Below are 21,743 nucleotides of genomic sequence, written 5' to 3' on the forward strand. Positions count from 1 at the left end.
GTTTGTCCGCCATGGGGCAGCAATGTGCCTCTGTTCCTACAAATGCTTTCATCCCCGGGCTTTAGTCTCACCTTACGTCCATTGAGCCGCCCGAGGGCCCCTTCGCCCCGACACCCAGGAGTTGCCATGTTTGCCATCCGTTTTGCTACCGCTTTGCAACAGACGCTGGCCGGGCGCGCGCTGGGCGAGGCAGGAGCGGGTTCGCCAGCCTTCGCCGCGCCCGGCCCGGTCGACATGCCGCTGGCGGGCGGTGCGCCGGTGCAAGCGGCCGCAGCGGCCGCAGGCGACGAGTGGCCCGACCTGGCGCAGCGCGTGCGCGAAGTGGGCGAGTGGTAGGCCGGGCGTCCGCTGGGGCATGGCCCCGCCTGTCCTCGGGACGGATCTTGCGTCGGTCAGGTTACGGCAGCGGTGCAGGGTCCGTCAGCTGTCGGCACCCTCATCGCCCCCCAGCGGGCGGGACATGACCACGCTGGTGTAGTTGGTCAGCGGTCGCCAGTCGCATTCGCCCACCAGCCGGTAGCCCCACGCCTCATACATTGCAATCAGCGCTGTGGCGGGTTGGGCCGTGTCCAGCGCGATGGTGGTAGCCCCTGCGCGACGGGCAATGGCAATGGCATGGTCGTGCAGCCGACGTCCGTAGCCCAAGCCTTTGGCGGCGGGCGCAATGCAAAACTGGGACAGCGTCCACACGCGCAGGTCCCGGTACAAGGCCACGGCAGATTCAGGCTGGGGCGGGCGCAGCGTGAGGGTGCCCACATATCGGTCGCCCTCCAGCATCACGATTCCGGTGCCCGATGCAAACCGCTTGGCCGTGTCTTCGACCGTCTGGTGCGTGCCCCAGTAACGCAGCCCCTGCTGCGCGTGCGGTGCATAGGCACTGTGGATCAGGTCCGTCAGCCGCTGGAGATCATCGGCGGCGTTGACCTGGCGGATCAGCAGTGAAGGTAGGTGTGGCATGGCGGCGACCGGGATGGAAGGCGTAGTGCATGCTAAACCTGTAACACCTTGTGTGCACGCTGAGGTGTGGCGATACCCAGCCCCCAGCCCCCAGCCCAAGGGGCAGGCAGTGCTACCTATGCGAACAAGCCGTGTCCGGGCAGGGGCAAGTGCCTCGCGCAGCGACAAAACAGGCTTGCGCCCGTAAAATCAAGGGTTATCCACCAACGATGCCATCCGCGACGCCACCCTGCCGCGCGGTTTGCCGTACCCCAGCCGCATGAACGCCCCCGTCGACGTCTCCTTTTTTGCGCGCGCCGCAAAGCCCTTGACCAGCTACCGCCCGTACTGGGCCAAGCGCTTTGGCACGGCTCCGTTTTTGCCGATGAGCCGCGCCGAGATGGACAAACTCGGCTGGGACAGCTGCGACATCATCCTGGTCACCGGCGACGCGTATGTGGACCACCCCAGCTTCGGCATGGCCGTGATTGGCCGCACGCTCGAAGCGCAGGGCTTTCGCGTGGGCATCATCGCCCAGCCCGACTGGCAGAGCGCCGAGCCCTTCAAGGTGCTGGGCAAGCCCAACCTGTTCTGGGGCGTGACGGCAGGCAACATGGATTCGATGATCAACCGGTACACGGCTGACCGCAAGATCCGCAGCGACGATGCCTACACCCCCGGCGACATCGGCGGCAAGCGCCCCGACCGCGCAGCCATCGTCTACAGCCAGCGCTGCCGCGAGGCCTACAAAGACGTGCCCATCATCCTGGGCGGTATCGAAGGCAGCCTGCGCCGCATTGCCCACTACGATTACTGGAGCGACAAGGTGCGCCGTTCCATCGTGGTGGACGCCAAGTGCGACCTACTGTTGTACGGCAACGCCGAGCGCGCGCTGGTCGAGGTGGCCCACCGCATCGCGGCCCGCGAGCCGGTCCAAAACATCACCGACGTGCGCGGCACCGCCTTTGTGCGCCGGCCCGACGATGAGAGCGGCAAGGGCTGGTTCGAGATCGATTCCACCACGGTGGACGAGCCCGGGCGCGTCGAGGCGCACATCAACCCCTACATGACGACCAGCGAGCAGGCCGCCGCACAGGGCAGCACCTGCAGCAAAGATGATGCTCCTGATTCTGTAGCTGGTGAGGCAGATAAAACGGGCGCTACCGGCCAAAAAGACCCTAAACTGGCCGATCCGAACCCCGCTATCCAACCCATGCTGTTTGTAGCCAACCCGGCGCTCAAGGCCAAGCTCAAGGTGCCCCCGCGCGACAAGAGCGTGATCCGCCTGCCCAGCTACGAACAGGTCAAAAGCGACCCGGTGCTGTACGCCCACGCCAACCGCGTGCTGCACCTGGAAACCAACCCGGGCAACGCCCGGTCGCTGGTGCAGGCGCACGGCGAGGGTGTGACGGCGCGCGACGTATGGATCAACCCGCCCCCCATCCCGCTGACCACGGCCGAGATGGACTACGTGTTTGACCTGCACTACGCCCGCAGCCCGCACCCGAGCTACGCCGACGAGAACGGCAGCCACGACGGCGCCACCAAGATTCCCGCATGGGAGATGATCCGGTTTTCGGTCAACATCATGCGCGGCTGCTTTGGCGGCTGCACCTTTTGCTCCATTACCGAGCACGAGGGCCGCATCATCCAGAGCCGGTCCGAGGATTCGATCATCCAGGAGATCGAGGACATCCGCGACAAGGTCAAGGGCTTCACCGGCACCATCAGCGACCTGGGCGGCCCCACCGCCAACATGTACCGCCTGGGCTGCAAGAGCCCCGAGATCGAGGCCGCCTGCCGCAAACCGAGCTGCGTGTACCCGGGCATCTGCTCCAACCTGGGCACCAACCACGACCCGCTGATCAAGATCTACCGCCGTGGCCGGGCTTTGAAGGGCATCAAGAAGATCCTCATCGGCTCCGGCCTGCGCTACGACCTGGCCGTGAAGAGCCCCGAATACGTGAAGGAACTGGTGCAGCACCACGTGGGCGGCTACCTCAAGATCGCGCCCGAGCACACCGAGCAGGGGCCGCTGACCAAGATGATGAAGCCGGGCATCGGCAGCTATGACAAGTTCAAGCAGATGTTCGAGAAGTTCAGCGAAGAGGCGGGCAAGAAGCAGTTCCTGATCCCGTACTTCATCGCCGCGCACCCGGGCACCAGCGACGAGGACATGATGAACCTCGCCATCTGGCTCAAGAAGAACGGTTTCCGTGCCGACCAGGTGCAGACCTTCTACCCCAGCCCCATGGCCACCGCCACGGCCATGTACCACTCGGGCCGCAACCCGCTCACCCGGGTGCGCCGCGAAATGCGCGACACGGCCGAAGAGTCGGTGGACATCGTGCGCGGCGAGAAGCGCCGCCGCCTGCACAAGGCGTTTTTGCGCTACCACGACCCTAACAACTGGCCCCTGCTGCGCGAGGCGCTCAAGGCCATGGGCCGGGCCGACCTGATCGGCAATGGCAAGCACCACCTGATCCCGACCTTCCAGCCGCTGACCGATGGCGGGTACCAGAGCGCACGGCGCAAGAACTCCACGCCGGTGGGGCAGCGCGTACAGTCACCTCAGGCCACCGCCGGTACGGGTAACAAGGCTACGGTCAGCAAGCCCGGCCAACCGCAAAAGGGCCGCATCCTGACGCAGCACACAGGGCTGCCGCCACGGGTCACGGGCAGCGCCAAGCCGTCGGCGCGCAAGGCGCGCTGACAGAGGCAGGCGATGGGCGTTCGTTCATTGCGAACGGCCATCTGCAAGATACCAGCTGAGCGAGGGTGAGTGGCCGGTCTGCCACTCAGGTGACTTGTAGCGATGCGCATGATGGGTCTACCGGTAACCACCAGTGCATGGCCTTCAATCGCCTTCACAGCGCGGCGGTTGCTCCCGGCGGTTCAGCGAATCCATAGCACTTCGAACTGCTGCCGGGTTGACGCGACCTGCACCGATATCTCATCGCCCTCGCACTTGCCTAGCATGGCCCTGCCCAAAGGGGACGCGCTGCTGATGACCTGCACGAAAGGGGCGCCGCTGCCCAGCCTCATGCTGCCCCCATCCGGCCCGATGAAGAGCTGTTGCTGCCTTTCGTCGGCATCGGCAAGGCAGACCACGGCGCCGAGCTGTATGCCTTTGCTGGCTTCGTAGGGGCGCGGGCTGAATTGGCGCCACTGGGCCATCGCCTGTCGGATGGCTTCGGCGCGCCGAGCCTGGCCGGTGGCCAGATAGGCTGCTTCGAGCCCCAGGGTGTCGTATTTGTTTTCGGCGATGTTTTCTTCGTGGGTCGCTGTTTCATGCGCCGCCCGCAGGGCGTTTTCGACTTGCAGCAGGTCTTCGGCAAGCCGCTCCAGCACCTGCTGTTGCAGCAAGAATTTGTCCATGGTGATGATGCAAGGGTGCGGCTCGAACCGCGGGTTGGAGATGGATTGCGAGGGGCGTCACAAGCCTATGACGCATTGGCAGGCGAGAACTGAAGTTCGGCTCTTGGCAGTGTGCTGCTGTCGATATCGGTTCATACCGGTTCAAAGCGGCTTCGCCCCTTTCAGTAACCGGCTGACCGACCGGATGGCCGAAAACAGCGCCTGCCCCGCCGGCGTGAGGATGGCCTGGTTCGGCCGGACCAGCGAGATGCGCATCGGAGGCGTGGGCTCCGTGATGTTGACCACGGTGACCAGGTGGCTACGCTCAAAGGCCTCGGCAATGGGGCGCGGCACGAAACTGGCGGCATCGCTGTGGGCCACAAAGTGGACGGTGGCAGCGACGGACTCGCAATGCGTCAGGCATACGGGTGGCTCCAGGCCGGCGCCGCGGAAGGCCTGTTCATGGATGGCGCCCGGCCCGTTCCTCGGGCCTGTGAGGATCCAGTCCAGGGTGCTCAGGTCCTGTAGCGAATTCAGGTGGGCCAGCCTGTGGCCCCGCCTGAGCACCACGGCCAGTTCGACCTCGAACAGCGGGTCGCAGGTGAACTCGGCACCCAGCCCCTCGGCAGGGACGGGGCCGATAGCGAAGTCGATCGACCCGTCGCGAAACAGGCCGAGGATAGTGGGGTAGACCGCCTCTTGCAGCCGCACATCAAGCCCGGTGAACTGGCGGCGGACCAGCTCCAGCGCGCTGGGCAGTACCAGCATGAAAGGCGTTGCGGACGAGGCCACCGACAGGGTGCCCCCACGCGCGTCGACCATCTGCGCGATGTGCTGCTCCGCCTTGTCCGTGGCCTTCAGGATCAGGCGTGCATGCGAGACCAGCGCAGCGCCGTACTCGGTGAGGGCCACCCCGGCGTTGTTGCGGTAGAGCAGGGTGGCCCTGACGTCGATTTCAAGTTGCTTGAGGGCCCGGGTGACAGCCGGCTGCGATATGCCGAGACTGCGGGCAGCCGCTGTGATGCTGCCGGCATCTGCCACGGCGACGAGCGCGCGCAATTGGTAGGACTGCATGGTTTTCCCATGTTCATTGATTATGGGCAACACGTTTTCGCGTCTATTCTGGCATGGCCCTTCCACGCAGAATGCCTTCAATCCGGGCCGTGACCCATCGGCCTGAATGCAAGCATTGCGAGGACCCCAGTGAGCGCACAGCCCAACATCATCTTCATCCTGGCCGACGACCTCGGGTTTGCCGACCTTGGCTGCTACGGCGGACGCGCGCCGGTGTCACCCCATCTGGACCAGATGGCCAGCGAGGGCCTGCGGTTCACCCAGGGCTATTCCAATTCGCCGGTGTGTTCGCCCACGCGTTTCGCTCTGATGACTGGCCGCTACCAGTACCACTTTCGGGGGGCGGCAGACGAACCCCTGCATGGCCCCAACGCCACGCGCAGCACGCACGGCCTCCCGCCGTCGCACCAGACGCTGCCCTCGCTGCTGCGCGAAGCGGGCTACCGCACCGGCCTGATCGGCAAGTGGCACCTCGGGCATGAGCCGCATTTCGGGCCACTCAAGAGCGGGTATGACGAGCACTTCGGGTTGATGTCGGGCGGGATTGACTACTTCACCCACACCGCCCCAAACGGCAAGAAGGATTTGTGGCACAACGGTACGCCGGTGGACGACGACACCTACCTGACGGACCTGCTGTCGGACCGCAGCGTGGACTTCATCCAGCGCAGCGTGGGCCAGGGGCTGCCGTTTTTCCTGTCGCTGCACTACACGGCCCCGCACTGGCCCTGGGAGACGCGGGAGGACCACGAACTCGCCAAGACCCTGGTGGGCAAGACATTCCACCTGGACGGCGGGTCTGTGGAAACCTACCACCGCATGATCCACCACATGGACGAAGGCATCGGCAAGATCATGGCCGAACTCAAGCGCCTGGGCCAGGACGAGAACACGCTGGTGGTCTTCACCAGCGATAACGGGGGTGAGCGGTTCAGCGACAGCTGGCCGCTGGTGGGCGGCAAGATGGACCTGACCGAAGGTGGAATCCGCGTGCCTTACATCGTGCGCTGGCCCGCCGTGATTGCGGCTGGTGGCGTGAGCGAGCAGCTGATCATCACGATGGACTGGGTGCCCACCCTGCTGGAAGCCGCCCAGGCCCGGCCGCAACTGGTGCACCCGTTGGACGGCGTGTCCATCCTGCCCCATCTGCGTGACGCATCGCTGGTGCAGGAGCGGCAGTTGTGCTGGCGCATGAGCCACCGCCAGCAGCGCGCGCTGCGCTGCGGCCGCTGGAAATACCTGCGCGTGGACGGCAACGAATACCTGTTCAACCTGGAGGCCGATGCGCGCGAGCGTGCCAACCAGATGTACCGCGACCCGGACAGGCTGGCAGACCTGCGAAGCCGCTTTGAGCAGTGGGAGGCAGGGCTGCCACCCATCCCGGAAGACGTCTCGGTCACCCTGGTCTACACAGAAAAAGACATGCCCTGAACCCTGGCACACCCGGCATGACAGCACTGCGCGCGTCTTTGCCACACCATCCACGACAACAAGGAGACACACCATGACCCGTTCTTTCTCGACACCGCGTCGCCATGTGCTGCGGGGCCTCACGCTCCTTGCGCTGGGGGCTGGCATTGCCAGCCCAAGCTTTGCCCAGGCCTGGCCTGCCAAACCCATCAGGCTGCTGGTGCCCTACACCGCCGGGTCGCCGCCAGACATGTCATCACGGGTGCTGGCCACACACTTGGCGGCATCCCTGCAGCAGCCCGTGGTGGTGGAAAACCGGCCGGGCGCCATCGGCGTGGTGGCCATGCAGGAGCTTTTGCGGCAACCGGCTGACGGACATACGCTGTTTTGCATCCTCACGCCGGTCACCACCGCATCGACGCTGCTCCCGGCCCAGAAAATCGACCTGGGCAAGGAACTGCAGCCGGTCTCGCAGATGAACCGCATCGCCACTGTGCTGGTGGTCAACAACGATCTGCCCGCCACCGACATGAAGTCGTTTGTCGCGCTGTTGCGTGCCAAGCCCAACCAGCTGAACTTTGCATCCACCGGCAACGGAACACCGGCCCATCTGGCGGGCGAGTTGTTCAAGAGCCAGGAGAAGGTGCAAGCTGCGCACGTCCCCTATGCGTCGTTCTCGCAGTCGGTGCCCGACCTGCTGAGCAACCGCGTGCAATTCATGTTCATGACAAGCAGTGTCGCGGTGCCGCTGGTGAACTCCGGCAAGGTCCGGGCGCTGGGCATTGTCGGGCCGAACCGCCTGCCGATCCTGCCGAACGTGGCCACGCTGGCAGAGCAGGGCATGGGCAAGATCGACACCAGCAGCTGGGACGGCATCGTGGTGAAGGCCGGGACGCCCCGGGCCATCGTCGACCGGCTCAACACCGAGATAGTCCGCATCCTGGACAAACCCGAGGTCAAGGCCCGGTTTGTGGAGATGGGAATGCAGGCCGTGAGCTCCACCCCCGAGGAACTGGGCACCCTGATCGAGTCCGAAACGGTGCGCTGGGCGGGCGTGATCAAGGCAGCCAACATCAGCGCTGATTGAGTGGGCGAACGCCTGGGCGCATCCGGCCTGCCGGGTGGGCTTGGGCGGTGCATTTCGCAAGCGGGCGGTAGGCCTGTACGTCAATACGCGTCGTTTGCAGCGCTAAATCGCTTCACAGCAAGGCTGCGCCTGGGGTAAGCCGAAATAGCACGGTGGCATCGCGCTCCCAACCCGGGATTACGGGGGCGTCTCGCCGCCCTGTGCCGCGTGCGTCCCCGCCACCACGGACTGCGTCCCTTGCGGTGGCTGTTGCGAAATCAGGTCTTCAATGATGAACGTGCGGTAGTAAAACGCCGCGGCAGCGCCTGCGGGTGCAATGGCTTCCACGACGGCGTCGGCCTTGTCTTTGCCGGCCATCTCCACCAGCATGCCGTGGTAACCGGTGCCTGCCAGGTCGGCAATGCGGCGGACCATGTCGCCCTCGGCGCCCACGGAGGGCATGGGCGCATCGGCCGTGCCGAGAGTGCGCACGATCTCTTCCATGATTACTTCGGGGCTGGCGTAGGCGGTGCTGCCCTTGTGGCCCGCAGCCTGCAGGGCGCTGGCGGCCTGGCGCACGCAGTCCTCGTCGGGAAAGAGCGCAAACACATGGCCGGTGGGGTAGAAGACGCCGCCCATGTTGGTCATGGTGGAGTCGAGAACGAGTGGTTTCATGGGGTGTCCCGGTGGTGAGCGGTGGCAGACCCAATGATTGAAATGCGACGCGCTCGTCAGCCGTGTAGGCCACCGGACAATTCGTGCGTCGGCAGGCGTTTTCGGGCCGTGTTTTTGCCTTTTTTAAGTCAAAAGTGGCTGTGGCGCTTGTTCCATAATGCCCTGTAGCTATCAATTAAATAGCAATTGACTGGCGCGATGGCGCTGTGCGGCCCAACGCTCTGCAAGGCTAGGGCCGCGCTTTCGCCCCTTAGGGCAGGTGGATGAAGCCTGCCACCCACGCGGCCAGGGCTGCGTTGTGCAGCACCACCGTGCCCCAGTAGGCCAGGCGGAACTCGGCTTTTTGCGACTTGTGCCGCAACGATTGCTGCGCCAGCCACGCGCCCGGCCACCCGCCCGCCAGGCTCATCAAATGCAGATGCTTCTCAGGAATGCGCCACTGCCTCTGCATGGCGGCGTTCTTGTCGATGGCGTAGGCGGCGAAGGTGAGCAGGTTCAGGCCCAGTGCCGCGCCCAGCGTCCAGCCCAGCGGCAGCCGGCCAGCCCAGATGCCCCAGGCGATCAGGCCGAGCCAGAGGGTGGTGAGCAGCAGTACCACCCCGGCAGAGGCGGAGCCGCCAGCGGACGGGCGGCCGCGGCGCGCAGTTGCCGTGGTGCGAGATGCCCGTTGTTGGCTGCGTGCACCGGGTGCATCCTGCCGCGGTGCGTTGCCGGATCGCCGAGAGCCTGGCCCGGGATTGCGTGCGCCGCCCGCGTTGGGTGCCGGGTTGGCGGCGGGGCCGGTGCGCTGTGCGGCGTTGCCGGTGGCAATGGCCCCGCCCGCAGCCCGCACGGCCATGGCGCGCGGACCCTTTCCGCCCACATGGATTTCTTCAAACACAACGCGCAGCCCTTCGCGCGGTGGCTCGGCGCCTCGGAAGTCGCGCACATGAAAGAACACATCCGCCGCGGTATCGGGGCTGCGAATGAAACCAAACCCGCGTGCGGTGTCCCACCGGGTGACGGTGCCCTGCTTTTGCATCGGTGATCGGGGCCCCGCTCAGGCCAGCGTGTGCAGGGGAATGTCGTGTGCCGTGGCCAGCGCATCGAGCTGCGCCCGCGTCTGGCTGCGCAGAAATCGCGCAATGGCTTCGTGCGTGGCGGGCGCACGCAGCACATCGGCATCGCCCGTGGGCGGCAGGCCGGCGGCGGCACACAGGCTGGCGGCAAAGTGGGACTCCAGCGCAGCCACGGCCACGCGGCCGTCGGCGCAGGGGTAGATGCGGTAGCCCGCGTGGTTGCCGCCCACATCGCCGTCGGGCGTGGTCAGGCCCCAGTCGCGCGGCTGGGCCAGCCAGGCGGCGGCGTCGGCCAGTGCTACTTCAATGCACGCGCCTGCACCGGTGTGGGCCCGGTCCAGCAGGGCCTGCAGCACGGCCTCGCTGGCCATCAGGGCGCCGCCCATGTCGGCGTAGAGCGTGGGCGGCATTTCGGTGCCAGTCACCAGCCCGGCGTCGGCCAGGTAGGTGAGGTCATGGCCGGGCTCCTCAGCGCGCTCGGCCGCTGCTCCGACGATGCGTACCAGCGACAGGCGCGGGTATTTCGATTGCAGTGCTTCCCAGCCCAGGCCCAGCTTGTTCAGGGCCGACGGCCGAAAGGACGTGATCAGCACATCGGTGCGCGCCAGCTCTTCGTGCAGCGTGGCCTGGCCCTCGGCCGTCTTCAGGTGGGCATGCACCACGCGCACGCCGGTGTGCAGCGTGGCATAGGCCGCAGGGCTGTAGATGCCCATGGGGTCGGCGCTGGGGTAGCCGGGGGCGGGCAGGGGTTCGAGCTTGGTGCATTCGGCCCCCATGCGCGCGCAGCGCATCAGGGCTGCGGGGCCGGGCAGGTTGAGTGCAAGGCTTAAAACGCGGGTGTTGCGCAGGGGCTGGGGCAGGGCAGTCGTCATGGTGTTGGGGGTCTCTGTGCTGTACGGCGCTTTTCGCGCGGGACGGCGCGGCGCTGGCATTGCGAAGGTCGCTCACGGCTCACGCACCGCGTTATACATAACTTGTTACGCGGCGCACTCGGATCCACGCAGCGCGGAACGCTTTTTGGCCGTCCCTGCGGGCTTGGCCGGTTCCTCAACACGGGTTGCGAGTCGACGCCGATCTCAATGCGGTCGGTGCTCTGGGGGGCAAGTTGGCTAACTCGGATTGCGCTTCTATTTTGATAGCAGTCAGTGCTTATGGATCCAGCGCTTGGGGCCAAAAAAGCTCGAAATCTCGTGTGGGAGCTGTCAGACGGGCAATTCACCCGACTCAATGGTCAGCCACGTCCAGCGTTCACGGTAGCTTGCCGCCTTGGCCTGGAATAGCGGCAGGTGCGGGCAGGTGGGGTTGGGCCGCAGCAGCCCGGCATACAGCTCTTCGAGCCCGTATGGCGCATACAACGTGGGCAGTTTGCCGCCGCAGTCTGGGGCAGGCTGCAGCCCGACACAGGTGCAGGGCACCAGAAACCGCTCGATGCCGTTGCGCGCGGATTGCAGCGGCGCATAGGGGTAGCCGAACCAGCTTTCGTACCAAAGGTGTACGCGGGCCTGGTTCTTGGCTTCCACGGTAATTGGCAGATCGCTGAACAATGCGGTGACGCTGGCCTGCACGGCCTGCTCCGCATGCTCGGAAAGGTCCGACGCATCGAAGTAGAAGATGTCGTAATCCTTGATGCTGGATGTAGGCGCCATGCCGGTCTGCAGGTTCCACACCGTCTGGAACAGGCAACCCGCCACCAGCCATACATCGGGCAGGCCCAGAAGCGGCAAACGCTCCAGAAGTGCCGCGTTGTGCGGGTTCTGGAGCGCTTCTCTCACAAAGCGGCGCGAGAGCGCCGCTTCACCGGTCAACTCAGACCACCTTCGCGATGGCCTGGCAGACGTAGTCGATGTTCTTGCTGTTCAGCGCAGCCACGCACATGCGGCCGGTGTCGGTGCCGTACACGCCGAATTCGCTGCGCAGGCGCACCATCTGGTCCTTGGACAGGCCCGAATAGCTGAACATGCCGATCTGCGTGGTGATGAACGACATGTCCTTATTCACGCCCGCGGCCTTCAGGCCATCGACCAGCTTCTGGCGCATGGCCTTGATGCGCACGCGCATCTCGCCCAGTTCGGTTTCCCATTGGGCCCGCAGCTCGGGGTTGTTCAGCACGGCTGCAACGATGGCTCCACCGTGGGTAGGCGGGTTGGAGTAGTTGGTGCGGATGGCGATCTTGAGCTGGCTCAGCACGCGGTCGGTTTCTTCCTTGCTGCTGCCGACCACGCTCAGTGCACCCACGCGCTCGCCGTAGAGGCTGAAGCTCTTGGAGAAGCTGGTAGACACAAAGATGTTCAGGCCAGCGGCCACAAACTTGGCAATCACGGCGCCGTCTTCGGCAATGCCGTAGCCAAAGCCCTGGTAGGCCATGTCCAGGAAGGCGGTGAGGTTGCGTTCCTTCACCACCGCAATCACTTGCTCCCATTGGGCGGCGGTGATGTCGTAGCCGGTGGGGTTGTGGCAGCAGGCGTGCAGCAGCACGATGGTGCCGGCAGCGGCTGCCTTGAGCTTGGCCAGCATGCCTTCGAAGTTGATGCCGCCCAGGCCGCCGTTGGCGCTCTGGTCGAAGTAGGGGTAGGTATCGACCGGGAAACCGGCGTTGGTGAACAGCGCGCGGTGGTTTTCCCAGCTGGGGTCCGAGATCAGCACGGTGGCGTTGGGGCTAATCTTTTTCAGGAAGTCGGCACCGATCTTCAGGCCGCCGGTGCCGCCAATGGCCTGCACCGTGGCCACGCGGCCGCTTTTGACAACTTCAGACTCTGCACCGAACACCAGACCCTTGACTGCTGCGTCGTAGGCGGCGATGCCGTCGATGGGCAGGTAGCCACGCGCGGTGGGCTTTTCCATCATGGTCTTTTCAGCGGCCTGCACGCATTGCAGCAGGGGCAGCTTGCCGTTGTCGTCGAAATAAACGCCGACGCCGAGGTTGACCTTGTGGGGGTTGGTGTCGGCGTTGAATTGCTCGTTGAGGCCCAGGATGGGGTCGCGGGGGGCCATTTCGACGGCGGTGAACAGAGACATGAAAATCCTTGAAAGGTTGTCAGTAGCGAAGATTCCGGGCGTGGTGTACTGTGCCGGGTTCGGCCAATTTTAACGGCCGGCTCACAACACCCGTTGACCTCCCCCATGCCGGATATCACTGAAGTCATAACCGAAACTCAAGAGGGCGAGTTCGTCCGCTATCCGGATTCGCCGTTTGAACTGTTCCAGCCGTACCCCCCGGCCGGGGACCAGCCCGAGGCCATCGACAAGCTGGTGGAAGGGCTGCGCGACGGCGAGGCGTTCCAGACCCTGCTGGGCGTCACCGGCTCGGGCAAGACATTCACCATGGCCAACGTGATCGCCCGCATGGGCCGTCCGGCCATCGTGTTCGCGCCCAACAAGACGCTGGCAGCGCAGCTGTACAGCGAGTTCCGCGAGTTCTTCCCCAAGAACGCCGTGGAGTATTTCGTCAGCTATTACGACTATTACCAGCCCGAGGCCTATGTGCCGCAGCGCGACCTGTTCATTGAAAAGGACAGCGCGATCAACGAGCACATCGAGCAGATGCGGCTGAGCTGCACCAAGAGCCTGATGGAGCGGCGCGACGTGGTGATCGTGGCCACCGTGTCGGCCATCTACGGCATTGGCGAGCCCGAGAGCTACCACCGCATGGTGATGACGCTGCGCGTGGGTGACAAGCTGGGCCAGCGCGATGTGATTGCGCAGCTGATCCGCATGCAGTACCAGCGCAACGAGGCCGATTTTTCGCGCGGCAAGTTCCGGGTGCGGGGCGACACCATCGACGTGTTTCCAGCAGAACACTCCGAACTGGCGATCCGCATCGAGCTGTTTGACGACGAGCTGGAGAGCCTGCAGCTCTTTGACCCGCTCACCGGTCGCGTCAAGCAGAAGATTCCGCGGTTTACTGTGTACCCCAGCAGCCACTACGTCACGCCGCGCGACAAGGTGCTGACTGCCGTGGAAACCATCAAGCTGGAGCTGGCCGAGCGCCTGCAGCAGTTGGTGGGTGACGGCAAGCTGGTGGAAGCCCAGCGGCTGGAGCAGCGCACCCGGTTTGACCTGGAGATGCTCAGCGAAGTAGGGCACTGCAAGGGCATCGAGAACTACACGCGCCACCTGTCAGGCGCGGCACCCGGCAGCCCGCCCAGCACGCTCACCGACTACATGCCCAAGGACTCGCTGATGTTCCTGGACGAGAGCCACCAGATGGTCGGCCAGCTCAATGCCATGTACAGCGGCGACCGCTCGCGCAAGACCACGCTGGTCGAATATGGCTTCAGGCTGCCTTCGGCGCTCGACAACCGGCCGCTCAAGTTTGAAGAGTTCGAGCAGCGCATGCGGCAGGTGGTCTTTGTGTCGGCCACACCCGCCGACTACGAAAAAACGTATTCTGGCCAGGTGGTGGACCAGGTGGTGCGCCCCACGGGCCTGGTCGACCCGGTGGTGGAGGTGCGTCCGGCCACCCACCAGGTCGACGACGTGCTGCAGGAGATCCGCATCCGCGTGGAGAAGCACGAGCGCGTGCTCATCACCACGCTGACCAAGCGCATGGCCGAGCAGCTGACCGACTACCTCACCGACAACGGCGTGAAAGTGCGCTACCTGCACAGCGACGTGGACACGGTGGAGCGCGTCGAAATCATCCGCGACCTGCGCCTGGGTGCGTTTGATGTGCTCGTGGGTATCAACTTGCTGCGCGAGGGGCTGGACATCCCCGAGGTGTCACTGGTGGCCATTCTGGATGCTGACAAAGAAGGCTTTCTGCGTGCCGAGCGCAGCCTGATCCAGACCATCGGGCGTGCAGCGCGCAATATCAACGGCCGCGCCATCCTGTATGCCGACCGCATCACCGATTCGATGAAGAAGGCCATTGGCGAGACCGAGCGCCGTCGCCTCAAGCAGATCGCTCACAACGAAGCGCACGGCATCACGCCGCGCACCATCGTCAAGCGCGTGCGCGACCTGATCGACGGCGTGTACAGCGAAAAGGCGGGCAAGGACGCCGAGCGGATGGAGCAGGAAGCCATCCAGCGGGCGCAGGTGGAAGACATGTCCGAAAAGGATGTGGCGAGAGAGATCAAGCGGCTGGAGAAGCAGATGCTCGAGCACGCACGCAACCTGGAGTTCGAACAGGCGGCGCGTGTGCGTGATCAGTTGACGCGCCTCAAGGACCAGGCCTTTGGCGCATCAGGCAAGGACGCAGTAGGACTGTAAGGTTGCTAAATCTGATTGGTCGCCACGCGACCAGCCGGTTTTATAACCCGACGGTTTCGCTTGGGCTTTGTGCTATACTCGCATAAAACACTCAAGAAAAAAGCCCGACGATGAAGGGCTCCTTGCCAGGCAACTGGCTGGAGTAAGGGGCGGAGACGGTGCCATCGTTGCCCAGCAGGCAGCGCAGGCAGTTTCTACAACGGTCAAGCCTTAATACCAGGAGCTTGCGATGCGTCTCACAACCAAAGGCCGTTTTGCGGTCACCGCCATGATTGACCTGGCCTTGCGCCAGAACAACGGTCCCGTCACCCTGGCGGCGATCAGCCAGCGCCAGCAAATCTCGCTGTCGTACCTTGAGCAACTGTTTGGCAAACTGCGCCGCCACGAACTGGTGGAGTCCACACGCGGCCCCGGCGGCGGCTACACGCTGGCCCGCAAGGCAGGCGACATCACGGTGGCCGACATCATTGTTTCGGTGGACGAACCCATCGACGCGACCCAGTGCGGCGGCAAGGAAAACTGCCTGGGTGAAGCAGGCCGTTGCATGACGCACGAGCTGTGGGCGTCTCTGAACCAGCGCATGGTCGAGTTCCTGGATTCCGTCACGCTGCAAAAGCTGGTGGACGAGCAGCTCGCCAAGGGCGTCCAGATCGAGGACAAGCCAGTGGTCCGGCGCGCCATCTCCACTGCACCGGTGGTCAAGCCGATCCGCGTCAATGCGCCCAATTCGGTTTTCGCCCTCGGAAACGCCTTCGCCAAATTATGACGTTTCGGGTTTGTGGTCGGCCTCAGGGCCGGCAACGCCCTGAACGCTTTCGAAGCTATCTGTTCTTATCGTTTTCTGCCAGCCAGACGCATTCACTGAGCCAGCCATGGACATGACACCGCACTTCCCGATTTATCTCGACTACGGCGCGACCACCCCGGTGGACCCGCGCGTTGTGGACGCCATGATCCCTTGGCTTCGCGAGCACTTTGGCAACCCCGCATCCCGCAGCCATGCGTGGGGCTGGGAGGCCGAAGAGGCGGTCGAAAAAGCGCGTGTGCAGGTAGCGGACCTCATTGGTGCCGATCCGCGCGAGATCGTGTGGACCAGCGGCGCCACCGAGTCCATCAACCTCGCCCTGAAAGGCGCTGCCCACTTCTACAAGGGCAAGGGCAAGCACCTGATTACGCTCAAGACCGAGCACAAGGCCGTGCTGGACACCATGCGCGAACTGGAGCGTCAGGGCTTTGAAGCCACCTACCTCGATGTGCAGGAGGACGGCCTGGTGAACATGGATGCGCTCAAGGCAGCCATTCGCCCCGACACGGTGATCATCAGCATCCTGTTCGTGAACAACGAAATCGGCGTGATCCAGGACATTCCCTCCATCGGCGCGCTGTGCCGCGAAAAGGGCATCTTGCTGCACGTGGATGCGGCGCAAGCCACCGGCCGGGTCGAGATCGACATGAACGTGCTGCCCATCGATCTGATGAGCATGACCGCACATAAGACCTATGGCCCCAAGGGCGTCGGCGCCCTGTACGTGCGCCGCAAGCCGCGCGTGCGCTTGGAAGCGCAAATGCATGGTGGTGGCCACGAACGGGGCATGCGCTCGGGCTCGCTGCCCACGCACCAGATCGTGGGGATGGGTGAGGCGTTCCGCATTGCCAAGGAAGAAATGGCCAGCAGCAATGCCAAGGCCCGCGCGTTGCAGCAGCGGCTGCTGGATGGGCTCAAGGACATCGAGCAGGTGTTCATCAACGGCAGCATGGAGCGCCGCGTGCCCCAGAACCTGAACATGAGCTTCAACTATGTTGAAGGCGAATCGCTCATCATGGGTATCAAGGGCCTGGCCGTGTCGTCGGGTTCGGCTTGCACATCGGCCAGCCTGGAGCCCAGCTACGTGCTGCGTGCCCTGGGCCGCAGTGACGAGCTGGCCCACAGCAGCCTGCGCATGACCATCGGCCGTTTCACTACAGAGGAAGAGATCGACTACGCGATCTCCACCATCCGCGAGAACGTGGCCCGCCTGCGCGAGCTGAGCCCCTTGTGGGAGATGTACAAGGACGGCATCGACATCAGCACCATCCAGTGGGCTGCGCACTGATCATCCGATTGAATCTGAAGCATTGAAGAGGTAACACCATGGCTTACTCTGAAAAAGTGGTTGACCACTATGAAAACCCCCGCAATGTCGGCTCGTTCGACAAGGGCGATGACTCGGTGGGCACCGGCATGGTCGGCGCCCCCGCCTGCGGCGACGTGATGAAGCTGCAGATCAAGGTGAACCCGCAGACGGGTGTGATCGAAGACGCGCGCTTCAAGACCTACGGTTGCGGCTCGGCGATTGCGTCGTCTTCGCTGGTGACCGAATGGGTCAAGGGCAAGACGCTGGACGAAGCAGCGGCGCTCAAGAACAGCGAAATTGCCCAGGAACTGGCGCTGCCTCCCGTCAAGATCCACTGCTCGATCCTGGCGGAAGACGCGATCAAGGCCGCAGTCCTTGACTACAAGACGAAGCACGCTGCTGCTGCGGCCTGAGGATCATGGCCATTACTTTGACAGAGTCCGCCGCCCGGCATGTGAGCCGCTACCTTTCGCGGCGCGGCAAGGGATTGGGCGTGCGCCTGGGTGTCAAGACCACCGGCTGCTCGGGCCTGGCCTACAAGCTGGAGTACGTGGACACCTCGGAGCCGGAAGACATCGTGTTTGAAAACCACGGCGTCAAGGTTTTGATCGACCCCAAGAGCCTGGCGTATATCGACGGCACCGAGCTGGACTTCGTGCGCGAGGGCCTGAACGAGGGCTTCAAGTTCAACAACCCCAACGAGCGTGATCGCTGCGGTTGCGGTGAGAGCTTTCGCGTCTGACGCCTGGGTCATCCAGCGTCCGCCACGGACCGCCAACGCTTGCGCGCTGGCGGTTTTTTATTGATTGATCCGGTCTGCCCACGGTGCGCTCCATGAATCTGCAATCCGACGACTTTGAACTGTTTGGCCTGCCTCGGCAGTTTGCGCAGGAGCGCAGCGCCATCGATGCGCGCTGGAAGGAGCTGCAGCGCGAGGCCCATCCCGACCGTTTTGCTGCCCAGGGTGCGGCTGCGCAGCGCGTGGCCATGCAGTGGTCTGTGCGCATCAACGAGGCGTACCAGCGCCTGAAGGAACCGCTGCGCCGTGCTGCCTATCTGTGCGAACTGCACGGAGCGCCCATCCGCGCCGAAGACAACACCGCCATGCCCGCGCAGTTCCTCATGCAGCAGATGGAGTGGCGCGAGGCGCTGGAAGAGGCCTCGTCTGCGGCTGCGCTGGACGCCCTGGACGATGAGGTTGCGAGTGCCCGGAGCGCCTCGCTGCGGCAGTGCCAGTTGCTCATCGACGAGCAGCAGGACTATGCCGGCGCTTCCCGGCAGGTCAGAGCCCTCATGTTCATTGCGCGATTTGCCGACGACATTGAGCGGCGCCGTGACCAGCAGGGACAATAGCGGCTTTTGCACCGGAGCCGTGCGCGTGCATTGCGCGTGCTCCACCAAGTTGAGACCCAAGATTTCATGGCGCTACTGCAGATTTCCGAGCCCGGTCAGTCCCCCGATCCGCACCAGCGGCGCATTGCTGTTGGCATCGACCTCGGGACCACGCATTCGCTGGTTGCAGCTGTGCGCAACGGCGTGGCCGAGTGCCTCCCCGACGACCAGGGCCGCGTCCTGCTGCCATCGGTAGTGCGCTATCTGGACAACGGCGGCCGACAGATCGGCCACGAAGCCATTGCGGCCCAGTCGCAGGATGCACGCAACACGATCGCATCGTTCAAGCGCTTCATGGGCCGCGGGCTGGCCGACATTGCCGAGGCGGGCAAGCTGCCCTACGACTTTGTGGCCGCTGCCGCAGACGCCGCCGAAGGCGGCATGGTGCGCATTGCCACTGCGGGCGGCGAGAAGTCACCGGTGGAACTCAGCGCAGAGATCCTGGCCACGCTGCGTTTTCGGGCTGAGGACACCTTCAACGACGATCTGTATGGCGCGGTGATCACCGTGCCCGCATACTTTGACGACGCCCAGCGCCAGGCCACCAAGGACGCCGCGCGACTGGCGGGCATCAACCTGCTGCGCCTCATCAACGAACCCACCGCAGCGGCCATTGCCTACGGCCTCGACAACGCCAGCGAGGGTGTGTACGCCGTGTATGACCTGGGCGGGGGCACGTTCGACATCTCCATCCTGCGCCTTACGCAGGGCGTGTTCGAGGTCATTTCCACCGGTGGTGACTCGGCCCTGGGCGGCGACGACTATGACGCCGCGCTGGCCGACTGGGTGGTGCAGCAATGCAACCTGGAGCTGCTAACCGCATCGGACAAATCGGCCATGCGCGTGGCGGCCCGCGCTTGCAAGGAAGCCTTGACCGCTACTGATTCCATAGCATTCAGGGCAGATGTTTCAAGCGCTATTGTCGATTTTCCTGTGAAAAGGGAAGATTTCGAGGCCATCACGGCTGCGCTGACGGCTCGGTCGATGGCGGCGGTGCGCCGCGCCCTGCGCGATGCGCAGCTCACGCGAGAGGATATCCGCGGCGTCGTGATGGTGGGCGGCTCCACGCGCATGCCCCAGATCCAGCGCGCTGTGGGGGAATTCTTCGGCACCGAACCGCTGACCAACCTGAACCCCGATGAAGTCGTAGCCCTGGGCGCCGCCATCCAGGCCAACCAGCTGGCCGGCAACAGCACGGCAGGCGACATGCTGCTGCTGGACGTGATCCCCCTGTCACTGGGCATCGAGACCATGGGCGGTCTTGTGGAGCGCATCGTTGCGCGCAACGAGACCATTCCCACCGCCAAGGCACAGGACTTCACCACCTACAAGGACGGTCAGACCGCGCTGGCCATCCACGTGGTGCAGGGCGAGCGCGACCTGGTGGCCGACTGCCGCAGCCTCGCGCGCTTTGAATTGCGCGGTATTCCGCCCATGGCGGCCGGTGCGGCGCGCATCCGGGTGACCTTCACGGTCGATGCCGATGGCCTGCTGAGCGTGAACGCGAAGGAGCAGGGCAGCGGCGTTGAGGCACGCATCGACGTGAAACCATCGTACGGGCTATCGGACGACCAGATTGCGCGCATGCTGCAGGATGGCTTTGCCACGGCAGCGCAGGACATGCGCACGCGCGCGGTGGTGGAGGCAAGGGTGGACGCGGACCGCATGCTGATTGCCACACAAAGCGCGCTGGATGCCGATGGCGATGTGCTGTCGGATGACGAACGGCGCGACATCGGCGTCCTCATGCAGGCCTTGCGGTCACTGATCGAGGCCGGCAATGCACCGGATGCGCCCGACGCTCCCGATGCGGCAGCGATCGAAGATGCCACCGAGGCGCTGGCCAAGGGCACCGAAGCCTTTGCTGCCCAGCGCATGAACCGTGGCATCCAGCAGGCCCTTGCCGGCAAGAACGTGCAGTCGCTCTGACGCCAACGCAGGCAGCAACACCTGACCCCGCACCCCGACACTTTGCAGTCCTCCCGAACAAGACCATGCCCGTCATCAAGATCCTTCCCCACCCCGAGTACTGCCCCACCGGCACCGAGATCACCGCCCCCGCAGGCACTTCAGTCTGCGAGGCCTTGCTGGACAACCACATCAACATCGAGCACGCCTGCGACATGAGCTGCGCCTGCACCACCTGCCATGTGATCGTGCGCGAGGGACTGGCGTCGCTCAATGCAGCCGAGGAAGAGGAAGAAGACCTGCTGGACCGTGCCTGGGGCCTGGAGCCGCAGTCGCGCCTGTCTTGCCAGGCCATCCTGGCGCAGCAGGACCTGGTGGTCGAGATTCCCCGCTACACCATCAACCACGCCAAGGAAAACCACTGATGAGCGCAACGCCGGGCCGCACCCAGCCAGCTCGCGTCCCCTTGCGGGGGAGCGAGGACATTACCCACCAAGCGTGGTGGCGCATATGACCCGTCAGATTGTTCTGGACACGGAAACCACCGGCCTGTCGGCCGACAGTGGCGACCGCATCATCGAGCTGGGTTGCGTCGAGCTGCTCAACCGCAAGCTCACCGGCAACAACCTGCACATGTACTTCAACCCGGGCCGCGACAGCCACGAGGACGCGCTCAAGGTCCACGGCATCAGCAACGAGTTCCTCAAGGACAAGCCCAAGTTCCGCGACGTGGTGGACGAAATCCTGGACTACGTGCAGGGCGCCGAAGTCATCATCCACAACGCGGCGTTTGACGTGAGCTTCCTGAACAAGGAGCTCGAACTGACGGGGCGATCAGCGTTTCGCACCTACGTGGCCAGCGTCACGGACACCCTGGCGATGGCCAAGGAGATGTACCCGGGCAAGCGCAATTCGCTCGATGCACTGTGCGACCGCCTGGGGGTCGACAACTCCAGCCGCACCCTGCACGGCGCGCTGCTGGACGCTGAGCTTCTGGCCGATGTCTACATCAACCTCACGCGCGGGCAGGATGCGCTGCTGATCGCCGATGACTCCGCCCAGAGCAATGGCGGGCCGGTGGTGGCCGCCATGGATCTGCGCCTGCTGAACCTGCCCGTGCTGCGCGCCAGCGAGGCTGAACTGACTGCGCATGCCGACGTGCTGGCGCAGATCGACAAGGCCAGCGGTGGCAAGACAATTTGGCGTTCTGCGCAGGCAGCGTAAAAAGCTGTGCCATAATCGAAGGCTGTCACAACGACACGGGTGATTAGCTCAGCGGTAGAGCACTGCCTTCACACGGCAGGGGTCACATGTTCGATCCATGTATCACCCACCAGCGTTGCGACACCAAGTCAACAGGCCTTCGCGTCTGCGGCGACGGGTGATTAGCTCAGCGGTAGAGCACTGCCTTCACACGGCAGGGGTCACATGTTCGATCCATGTATCACCCACCAATTCAAACCCCTGCAGACATCTGTCTGCAGGGGTTTTTTCTTGGCCCGACCGCATGACCCGGGCCTGGCAGTGCCGCTACAGTGTCAT

General features: G+C 64.3%; 21 protein-coding genes and 2 tRNA genes. 15 read left to right on the plus strand and 8 right to left on the minus strand.

All coding sequences use genetic code 11. The annotated features are described in order from the left end of the window. Positions 1–126 precede the first annotated feature (126 nt). Positions 127–336, plus strand: coding sequence for a hypothetical protein (locus ACTPOI_RS19825; RefSeq protein WP_440111905.1), 210 nt, complete (start codon positions 127–129; stop codon positions 334–336). A gap of 84 nt (positions 337–420) precedes the next feature. Here ACTPOI_RS19825 and ACTPOI_RS19830 read toward each other — a convergent pair whose 3' ends face one another. Further along, positions 421–957 (minus strand): GNAT family N-acetyltransferase, encoded by a 537-nt coding sequence (locus ACTPOI_RS19830; RefSeq protein ID WP_440111908.1) that lies wholly within the window; start codon positions 955–957, stop codon positions 421–423. 259 nt (positions 958–1,216) lie between these two features. On the opposite strand from ACTPOI_RS19830, the gene ACTPOI_RS19835 reads away from it, so the two are divergent. Further along, the gene (locus ACTPOI_RS19835) at positions 1,217–3,649 is read left to right on the plus strand and encodes a YgiQ family radical SAM protein (protein ID WP_440111910.1); all 2,433 of its coding nucleotides are present in this window, start codon (positions 1,217–1,219) and stop codon (positions 3,647–3,649) included. Positions 3,650–3,831: 182 nt separating this feature from the next. On the opposite strand, the gene ACTPOI_RS19840 is transcribed toward ACTPOI_RS19835, so the two are convergent. Together ACTPOI_RS19840 and ACTPOI_RS19845 are read right to left on the minus strand one after the other, a co-directional pair. After that, entirely contained in the window at positions 3,832–4,314 is a 483-nt protein-coding gene (locus ACTPOI_RS19840; protein WP_440111913.1) for a GreA/GreB family elongation factor, read from the minus strand. Between the two features lie 141 nt (positions 4,315–4,455). Next, positions 4,456–5,367, minus strand: a complete 912-nt coding sequence (locus tag ACTPOI_RS19845; RefSeq protein ID WP_440111916.1) for a LysR family transcriptional regulator — start codon at positions 5,365–5,367, stop codon at positions 4,456–4,458. Between the two features lie 129 nt (positions 5,368–5,496). Between ACTPOI_RS19845 and ACTPOI_RS19850 the strand changes: the two genes are divergently transcribed. Next, positions 5,497–6,798 (plus strand): sulfatase-like hydrolase/transferase, encoded by a 1,302-nt coding sequence (locus ACTPOI_RS19850; protein WP_440111918.1) that lies wholly within the window; start codon positions 5,497–5,499, stop codon positions 6,796–6,798. Positions 6,799–6,871: 73 nt separating this feature from the next. Further along, positions 6,872–7,864 carry a Bug family tripartite tricarboxylate transporter substrate binding protein gene (locus ACTPOI_RS19855; protein ID WP_440111920.1) on the plus strand — a complete coding sequence of 331 codons (993 nt, stop codon included), beginning with the start codon at positions 6,872–6,874 and terminating at the stop codon, positions 7,862–7,864. A 177-nt stretch (positions 7,865–8,041) separates the two neighbouring features. Here ACTPOI_RS19855 and ACTPOI_RS19860 read toward each other — a convergent pair whose 3' ends face one another. From ACTPOI_RS19860 to ACTPOI_RS19880, 5 genes are all read right to left on the minus strand, one after another. Continuing rightward, positions 8,042–8,518 (minus strand): hypothetical protein, encoded by a 477-nt coding sequence (locus tag ACTPOI_RS19860; protein WP_440111922.1) that lies wholly within the window; start codon positions 8,516–8,518, stop codon positions 8,042–8,044. Positions 8,519–8,768: 250 nt separating this feature from the next. Beyond that, positions 8,769–9,539: a DUF1294 domain-containing protein gene (locus ACTPOI_RS19865; RefSeq protein ID WP_440111924.1), complete on the minus strand. Its 771-nt coding sequence runs from the start codon at positions 9,537–9,539 to the stop codon at positions 8,769–8,771. Between the two features lie 18 nt (positions 9,540–9,557). Then, entirely contained in the window at positions 9,558–10,448 is an 891-nt protein-coding gene (locus ACTPOI_RS19870; protein ID WP_440111926.1) for a CoA transferase, read from the minus strand. A gap of 330 nt (positions 10,449–10,778) precedes the next feature. After that, positions 10,779–11,381: a nucleotidyltransferase family protein gene (locus tag ACTPOI_RS19875; RefSeq protein WP_440111928.1), complete on the minus strand. Its 603-nt coding sequence runs from the start codon at positions 11,379–11,381 to the stop codon at positions 10,779–10,781. Between the two features lies 1 nt (position 11,382). Then, positions 11,383–12,591: an amino acid aminotransferase gene (locus tag ACTPOI_RS19880; protein WP_440111930.1), complete on the minus strand. Its 1,209-nt coding sequence runs from the start codon at positions 12,589–12,591 to the stop codon at positions 11,383–11,385. Positions 12,592–12,696: 105 nt separating this feature from the next. Between ACTPOI_RS19880 and uvrB the strand changes: the two genes are divergently transcribed. From uvrB to ACTPOI_RS19935, 11 genes are all read left to right on the plus strand, one after another. Next, a complete protein-coding gene (gene uvrB / locus ACTPOI_RS19885; RefSeq protein WP_440111933.1) occupies positions 12,697–14,787 on the plus strand; it encodes an excinuclease ABC subunit UvrB in 2,091 nt (696 codons plus the stop codon). A gap of 229 nt (positions 14,788–15,016) precedes the next feature. After that, positions 15,017–15,553, plus strand: coding sequence for a Fe-S cluster assembly transcriptional regulator IscR (gene iscR, locus ACTPOI_RS19890; RefSeq protein ID WP_440111935.1), 537 nt, complete (start codon positions 15,017–15,019; stop codon positions 15,551–15,553). Positions 15,554–15,659: 106 nt separating this feature from the next. After that, positions 15,660–16,880, plus strand: coding sequence for an IscS subfamily cysteine desulfurase (locus ACTPOI_RS19895; protein ID WP_440111937.1), 1,221 nt, complete (start codon positions 15,660–15,662; stop codon positions 16,878–16,880). A gap of 38 nt (positions 16,881–16,918) precedes the next feature. Then, positions 16,919–17,314, plus strand: a complete 396-nt coding sequence (gene iscU / locus ACTPOI_RS19900; protein ID WP_440111939.1) for a Fe-S cluster assembly scaffold IscU — start codon at positions 16,919–16,921, stop codon at positions 17,312–17,314. Between the two features lie 5 nt (positions 17,315–17,319). Continuing rightward, a complete protein-coding gene (iscA, locus tag ACTPOI_RS19905) occupies positions 17,320–17,643 on the plus strand; it encodes an iron-sulfur cluster assembly protein IscA (protein WP_440111941.1) in 324 nt (107 codons plus the stop codon). A 92-nt stretch (positions 17,644–17,735) separates the two neighbouring features. Then, positions 17,736–18,254, plus strand: coding sequence for a Fe-S protein assembly co-chaperone HscB (hscB, locus tag ACTPOI_RS19910; RefSeq protein WP_440111943.1), 519 nt, complete (start codon positions 17,736–17,738; stop codon positions 18,252–18,254). Between the two features lie 66 nt (positions 18,255–18,320). Further along, positions 18,321–20,222, plus strand: coding sequence for a Fe-S protein assembly chaperone HscA (gene hscA, locus ACTPOI_RS19915; protein ID WP_440112703.1), 1,902 nt, complete (start codon positions 18,321–18,323; stop codon positions 20,220–20,222). A 65-nt stretch (positions 20,223–20,287) separates the two neighbouring features. Further along, positions 20,288–20,626, plus strand: coding sequence for an ISC system 2Fe-2S type ferredoxin (gene fdx / locus ACTPOI_RS19920; RefSeq protein WP_440111945.1), 339 nt, complete (start codon positions 20,288–20,290; stop codon positions 20,624–20,626). Between the two features lie 85 nt (positions 20,627–20,711). After that, a complete protein-coding gene (gene dnaQ / locus ACTPOI_RS19925; protein WP_440111947.1) occupies positions 20,712–21,425 on the plus strand; it encodes a DNA polymerase III subunit epsilon in 714 nt (237 codons plus the stop codon). A gap of 37 nt (positions 21,426–21,462) precedes the next feature. Continuing rightward, positions 21,463–21,537: transfer RNA gene (locus ACTPOI_RS19930), tRNA-Val, on the plus strand. Between the two features lie 43 nt (positions 21,538–21,580). Next, a tRNA-Val gene (locus ACTPOI_RS19935) sits at positions 21,581–21,655 on the plus strand. Positions 21,656–21,743 lie beyond the last annotated feature (88 nt).

It is taken from the genome of Acidovorax sp. BL-A-41-H1 (genome assembly GCF_051942715.1).